General features: G+C 38.3%; 5 protein-coding genes, 4 tRNA genes and 1 pseudogene. 7 read left to right on the top strand and 3 right to left on the bottom strand.

Annotation, left to right across the window (positions count from 1 at the left end):
- The 3 genes from ftsY to Q1553_RS07045 all read right to left on the bottom strand — a co-directional run.
- The coding region (gene ftsY, locus Q1553_RS07055) for a signal recognition particle-docking protein FtsY (RefSeq protein ID WP_300842857.1) at nucleotides 1-854 on the bottom strand (854 nt) is incomplete at its 3' end.
- Nucleotides 854-1,486 (bottom strand): TlpA disulfide reductase family protein, encoded by a 633-nt coding sequence (locus Q1553_RS07050; RefSeq protein ID WP_115551000.1) that lies wholly within the window; start codon nucleotides 1,484-1,486, stop codon nucleotides 854-856. The genes ftsY and Q1553_RS07050, both read right to left, overlap by 1 nt.
- Nucleotides 1,487-1,533: 47 nt before the next feature.
- Nucleotides 1,534-2,643 carry a DUF3298 and DUF4163 domain-containing protein gene (locus tag Q1553_RS07045; RefSeq protein ID WP_300668478.1) on the bottom strand — a complete coding sequence of 370 codons (1,110 nt, stop codon included), beginning with the start codon at nucleotides 2,641-2,643 and terminating at the stop codon, nucleotides 1,534-1,536.
- Between the two features lie 121 nt (nucleotides 2,644-2,764).
- Here Q1553_RS07045 and Q1553_RS07040 point away from each other — a divergent pair.
- From Q1553_RS07040 to Q1553_RS07010, 7 genes and pseudogenes are all read left to right on the top strand, one after another.
- Nucleotides 2,765-2,839 (top strand) — tRNA-Gly (locus Q1553_RS07040).
- A gap of 36 nt (nucleotides 2,840-2,875) precedes the next feature.
- Nucleotides 2,876-2,962: transfer RNA gene (locus tag Q1553_RS07035), tRNA-Leu, on the top strand.
- Nucleotides 2,963-2,967: 5 nt separating this feature from the next.
- Nucleotides 2,968-3,042, top strand: a tRNA-Cys gene (locus tag Q1553_RS07030).
- A gap of 19 nt (nucleotides 3,043-3,061) precedes the next feature.
- Nucleotides 3,062-3,149: transfer RNA gene (locus tag Q1553_RS07025), tRNA-Ser, on the top strand.
- Nucleotides 3,150-3,254: 105 nt separating this feature from the next.
- Nucleotides 3,255-4,682: an Asp-tRNA(Asn)/Glu-tRNA(Gln) amidotransferase subunit GatB gene (gene gatB, locus Q1553_RS07020; RefSeq protein WP_115550998.1), complete on the top strand. Its 1,428-nt coding sequence runs from the start codon at nucleotides 3,255-3,257 to the stop codon at nucleotides 4,680-4,682.
- A 221-nt stretch (nucleotides 4,683-4,903) separates the two neighbouring features.
- The gene (locus Q1553_RS07015; RefSeq protein WP_300668476.1) at nucleotides 4,904-5,563 is read left to right on the top strand and encodes a hypothetical protein; all 660 of its coding nucleotides are present in this window, start codon (nucleotides 4,904-4,906) and stop codon (nucleotides 5,561-5,563) included.
- A gap of 158 nt (nucleotides 5,564-5,721) precedes the next feature.
- A pseudogene (locus Q1553_RS07010) lies at nucleotides 5,722-5,853 on the top strand (sugar transferase); the annotation flags it as partial.

The following is a 5,853-nucleotide window of genomic DNA, read 5'->3' as shown; positions in this document are numbered from 1 at the left end:
ATGTATTCTTCTTCGTCAAAAACAATTAAATCTTCTGCTTTTTCGCCTATGCCAATATACAAAATAGGGACGCGTAAAGTATAGAGGATACTAAAAATCGCTCCGCCCTTGCTCGTGCCATCTAATTTGGTGATAATCACACCATCTATCCCGCCTAGTGTTTGGCTAAATACTTTTGCTTGTTCTAGGCTAGAAGTGCCTTGAGTGCCGTCTAAAATAAGAATTTTTTGGTGTGGAGCACCCGATTTTGCCTTATCACAAATACGCATAATTTTTTGTAATTCTTGCTGCAGATTGCTTTGATTGTGCAATCTCCCCGCTGTATCAATCAGGGCTATATCTAGGTTTTTTGCAACTGCGGAAGTAATCGTATCAAAGGCAACTGCAGAGGGGTCGTGTCCGATTTTGGACGCAATGACAGGGAGATTCAATTTCTCTCCCCATAGCTTAAGTTGTTCAATTGCGGCGGCTCTAAAAGTATCCCCCGCACCTAGAATCACACTTTTGCCTTGTTTTTGATAGAGATGAGCTAGTTTGGCGATTGTTGTAGTTTTACCCGCGCCATTGACACCCACGATGAGATTTACACAAGGTTTTTCTTCTATGATTTTAGCTTGCACTTTATCATAATAGCTTTCCTTGCGGAAAAGCCTAAGTAGAGCGACTTCAAGCTCATTGCGGCTGATTTGCTCGCCAAGTGGGCTTAATATCATTTCAATGAGTTCATAATCCATATCAGTTGCAATTAGGATTTCCTCTAATGTTTCCTTGTCAAGCTTTTTATGAGTTTTTGGAAGCAAATCACGAATATTTTGTGTAGTTTTTTGCAGGGTTTTTTTGAATATTCCAAGCATTATTGTGCCTTTATTTTTGCTAGATTTTGTGAGAGGTCAAATTCAATCATTTCCTCTGGAATCGCGCCTAGATAATGGATAATATATTTTCCGTCTTTATCGTATAAAGCAATCAGCGGCACGCCTTCAAGCCCACCAAGTGCGTTAAAGAGTTTCGTGCGGTTTTCATCCAAAATCATAGGTATTTCAACTTTATTTTCTTCGCTAAAAACCTGCATTATACCTTTGAAATTTTCTACTTCACCCACCAAATCATCCACTGGGATTCCATAGAGTGCAATTTGGTTATCAAATTGTTTTTTGAGGTTTTCTAAATGAGGCAAAATGCCTTTGCAAGGGTCGCACCAAGTCGTGAAAAATAGTAAAACTTTGAGATTTTCATGGTGAGAAGTAATGATGAGATTTTTAAAAATATTTTCTTTTTTTGGTTCAATGTTTTTAAAGTTACTTTGATTTTTTGGTAGTTTTTGATTGACAATCAGTTCTGTGTCATCGTTGCTTTTTAGCACAAGATTTTCTAAGATTTCTTGTTTTTGTTCTATGGAGTCTTGAATTGCTTGATGTTCTTGCTTTTCGCACCCAAGAAATCCTAAACAAAGTCCAATCCATAAGCTAAACAAAATCCATTTCATTTTATTTCCTTGCCTTAATGATGCTTATTATAGCAAATTTATTTACATTATTTTACAAACAAAGATTCTAGCGGTGTTTTGGCAAAATTACCAAATTTCCCCATTTGCTCTAGTGGAATTCTAAGCTCAACAATGCCATAGGCATAGGGCATAATTTCATAAGGTTGATAGAGAAAAACAAAAGAATCATAATCCAACAAAATAACATCTGAAACCCTAAAGGATTCAAAATCCACAAAGGCTTCTGCTTTCACGCTTTTGAGATAATTTTGGTATTCCTGCCACAAAAGGCTTTTTAGCTCTCCATTATTGGAATCCAATATTGTGTTTAGAGGAAGGATTCCCTTTTCTTTAGATACAATGACGCCCCATTTGCTAGAGATTCCGTGTGCGCCTCCTGTGTAAAGATAATTGCTTTTAAGAAATACAAGTAGATTGTTATCAAAATAATATAAAGATTCTCCCTTGTATTCTTCAAATGGCGAAGTTTGTAGGTATTTTTCTATTCCTTTCGCCACTTTTTCTTTGTCGTTTGTTTGTAGCATTTCTTTAAAGTAGTTTTGTATGGAATCTTGTGAATTTTTCAAAAATACCTCTTTGGCGTTTTTGCAATCAAAAGATTCTTGATACACAGATTGCAAGATTTTTTGTGTTTTTGAATCGTTGGAACAATGAAATTGCGTAGAGATTAAGGCATTTTTGGCTTGTTTAGAGTTTTTTGGATATTGGTAGGTTATTTCTTGTTGTCGCAAAACCATAGAATCTATCAGCTTGAGGTTTAGTCTAAAGTTTTGTGTAGCGGTTAGCGCACCTAGGATTGCGCCATTTTCAACCTTTAAGGCTAGATTTTTACATTCAAGTATCCCCTCTTTTAGAGTGATAGGTTCATTTTGCGATTCTAGTTTGTCTTGCAACAAAGGTGTGCAGCGACCTAAATCCTGATTGCCAGCATAAAGAATTCCCTCTTTGGAATTTGCAACAAAAAGTAGGGTTTGGGGATTGGAAGAGGTTTTATCTGTGGCTTGATTTAATATTTTGGCTTGCGCGGTAGGGATAAGGAAAGTTTGATAAGTGAAATCTAAAGCCATAGTCTCTATTCCAAGACATAAAATTAAGACTCCAAAGCATTTGGATAAAATGGAAAGGTTTTGTTTCATTGTGATTCCTTGTTGTTTTGTAAATGATAATTATTCAACCAATTTTGCAATTTTATCATTTTTTTCTAAAATATCTTGATTTTTTTTAAAAGCGTCGCTATAATTTTGCTCTCACTTTTATGCGGGAGTAGCTCAGTGGTAGAGCATAACCTTGCCAAGGTTGGGGCCGCGGGTTCGATCCCCGTCTCCCGCTCCATTTAAAATCATAAAAGTAGTTTAGCTGTAATTCAACGCCCGGGTGGTGAAATGGTAGACACAAGGGACTTAAAATCCCTCGGACATTGCGTCCATGCCGGTTCAAGTCCGGCCTCGGGCACCACGAATGGCGACATAGCCAAGCGGTAAGGCATGGGCCTGCAAAGCCTTGATTCCCCAGTTCGAATCTGGGTGTCGCCTCCATTTTAATTTTAAATTGTTTCGGGAGATGGCTGAGTGGTCGATAGCGGCGGTCTTGAAAACCGTTGAGGGTCATACCTCCGGGGGTTCGAATCCCTCTCTCCCGGCCACTTTTACTTTACTCTATTTTCTTAAGATTCTTTCCTTTTTTTATCAATCCTTTTTAAAGCAAAACACGATAAAATGCACACGAATTTAACAATAAGGTTAATTGAATGAGTGCTTATGAAACTATCATTGGGCTTGAAGTGCATGTCCAGCTAAATACTAAAACAAAGATTTTTTGTGCTTGTGCAACGAGTTTTGGCGAAGAGCCGAACAAAAATGTTTGTCCTACTTGCTTAGGATTGCCCGGCGCATTACCAGTGTTGAATCGTGAGGTTGTGAAAAAAGCAATTTCTTTTGGCGTAGCCATTAATGCGAAAATTAATCAAAATTCTGTTTTTGCGCGTAAAAATTATTTTTATCCGGATTTACCCAAAGCCTATCAAATCAGTCAGTTTGAGATTCCAATCGTAGGGCGAGGAGAAATTGAGATTGAAGTCAATGGAGAAAAAAAAATCATTGGTGTAACGCGTGCGCATATGGAGGAGGACGCAGGTAAAAATATTCACGAAAGCCATTATTCTAAAGTAGATTTGAATCGTGCTTGCACTCCGCTTTTGGAAATCGTCAGTGAGCCGGATATGCGGAGCAGCGATGAGGCAATTGCTTATCTTAAGAAGTTGCATTCTATTGTGCGATTTTTGGGAATTTCTGATGCGAATATGCAGGAGGGGAGTTTCCGCTGTGATGCGAATGTTTCCATTCGTCCCAAAGGGGATTCCAATCTTTACACGCGCGTAGAAATTAAGAATCTTAATTCTTTTAAGTTTATCCAAAAAGCAATTGAATACGAAGTAGAAAGACAAATTGAAGCGTGGGAAGATGGTAAATATGATAAGGAGGTTGTGCAAGAAACGCGACTCTTTGACACCGCAAAAGGCACAACGCGTTCTATGCGTGGCAAAGAGGAAGCGGCGGATTATCGTTATTTTCCAGATCCGGATTTATTGCCTGTATTTATTGATGAAGCCTTAATGGCAGAGGGGAGAGAGATTCCAGAAATGCCTGATGAAAAACGCGCAAGATATGTGCGGGAGTTTGGCATTAAAGCAAGTGATGCAAGTGTGCTAACAGGTGAGCTTGAAATGGCATTGTATTTTGAGGATATGCTACGCTTAGGTGCGAGTGCTAAGGGTGCGGTTACTTGGCTAACCACAGAGCTTCTAGGGCGATTAAAAGGCGAGAATAATCTGCAAAATTGTGGTGTGGATTCTGCTACACTAGCGACTTTGGTTAAACGCATTGATGAGGGAAAAATTAGCGGAAAAAGTGCGAAAGAAATCCTTGATGTGCTAGTGCAGAATCACGGGGGAGATGTGGATAAACTCATTGTGGAAATGGGCTTGGAGCAAGTGAGTGATGATGGAGCGATTTTAGCAGTGATTGAGGAAGTTTTGAATGCAAATGTTGATAAAGTCGCCGAGTATAAAAGCGGCAAGGATAAGCTTTTAGGATTCTTTGTTGGGCAAGTGATGAAAAGTGCAAAGGGTGTGAATCCTGCAAAAGTGAATGAGTTGCTCAAAGAAAAATTAAAGTAGGTTAAGGAAAAGATTGTTTTGCTCCTATCATAAAGGAGCTAACTTGCAATCTAGTTTTCATTTTATTAAATTTCGCCACAATCTTGGCTTAGAATATATAAAGGAGAAATAATGTCTAATGTAGTTCTGCGGGGGGGGGGGGCAAAAAGCCTATTTTAGTTAGCTTTGGAGATACAAGGCTTGGAATCTCTATCTGTCGCTTTAAACAACAAGCGGAATCTTTGGGGGTGTTTGATAATATTTTTATCTACACAGAAGCAAGCTTGCCCTTAGAGTTTGTGGAATATTTCAAGGATAAATTTTATACGACTAATGTAAGAGGTGAGAGGATATCCACGCGCGGGTTTGGGTATTGGTGTTGGAAGCCTCGAGTGATTTTAATGGCATTAGAGCAAATTCAAGAGGGAGATTTGCTCCTTTATTGTGATATTGGGTTTGAGTTTAATGCAAAAGCCAAAGAGACAATGCAGGAACTCTTTAGTGATATAGAGGCAAATGAGATTATGGGGTGTATTACGGATTATCCTGAAAAATGTTGGAACAAGGCAGACTTGCTTGCACATTTTGGATTGCTAGAGAATCAAGAATTTTTAGAATCTGGACAATGCGCGGCAGGGATTGTGCTACTCAAGAAAACACAAAAAACGATTCAGATTATAAAGGAATGGCTTGAAGCCTTTGAAAAGCATTTTGAACTCATTGATGATAGCCCATCTACGATTCCAAACCTCCCATATTTTAGAGAGAATCGCCACGACCAAAGCGTATGGAGTGTGCTAAATAAAAAATACAAAATCAAAAATTATCCTTATGAAAATGGTTTGACCAAAATTATAGTGTGCTTTATAATCGCAATAAAATCTATCTTCCCGCACTTGTAGAACAGACAAAAGAACTTAATGAGATGATACGAGGGGCTTGGCGATATAGTTTTCAGTGGAATCCTAAAGTGTATCAAAGGGGTTTAGAGCAATACGCTAATGCGATTTTTGAAAAACGACTTGTTGCATTGCAGCCAAATCTCATAAAAGCCAAAGACAGAATCCACAATCATTTAGCCTACAAACTAGGCTCTGCAATGATTCTAAACTCTAAAAGTTTATGGGGATATATACGAATGCCTTATGTGTTATCTTATATCAAAGAAACACATAGAAAAGAAATTGCAGAT

The organism is Helicobacter sp. UBA3407 (assembly GCF_949747025.1).
GTDB classification, from domain to species: domain Bacteria; phylum Campylobacterota; class Campylobacteria; order Campylobacterales; family Helicobacteraceae; genus Helicobacter_D; species Helicobacter_D ganmani.
The sequence above is the reverse complement of the archived record's forward strand: the minus strand, read 5'-3'. Positions and strand labels throughout refer to the sequence as shown.

Bases quoted from the DNA above. Each gene is read 5' to 3' on its own strand.
- Q1553_RS07050 (WP_115551000.1), bottom strand. From the start codon at position 1,486: ATGAAATGGATTTTGTTTAGCTTATGGATTGGACTTTGTTTAGGATTT.
- Q1553_RS07045 (WP_300668478.1), bottom strand. From the start codon at position 2,643: ATGAAACAAAACCTTTCCATTTTATCCAAATGCTTTGGAGTCTTAATT.
- gatB (WP_115550998.1), top strand. From the start codon at position 3,255: ATGAGTGCTTATGAAACTATCATTGGGCTTGAAGTGCATGTCCAGCTA.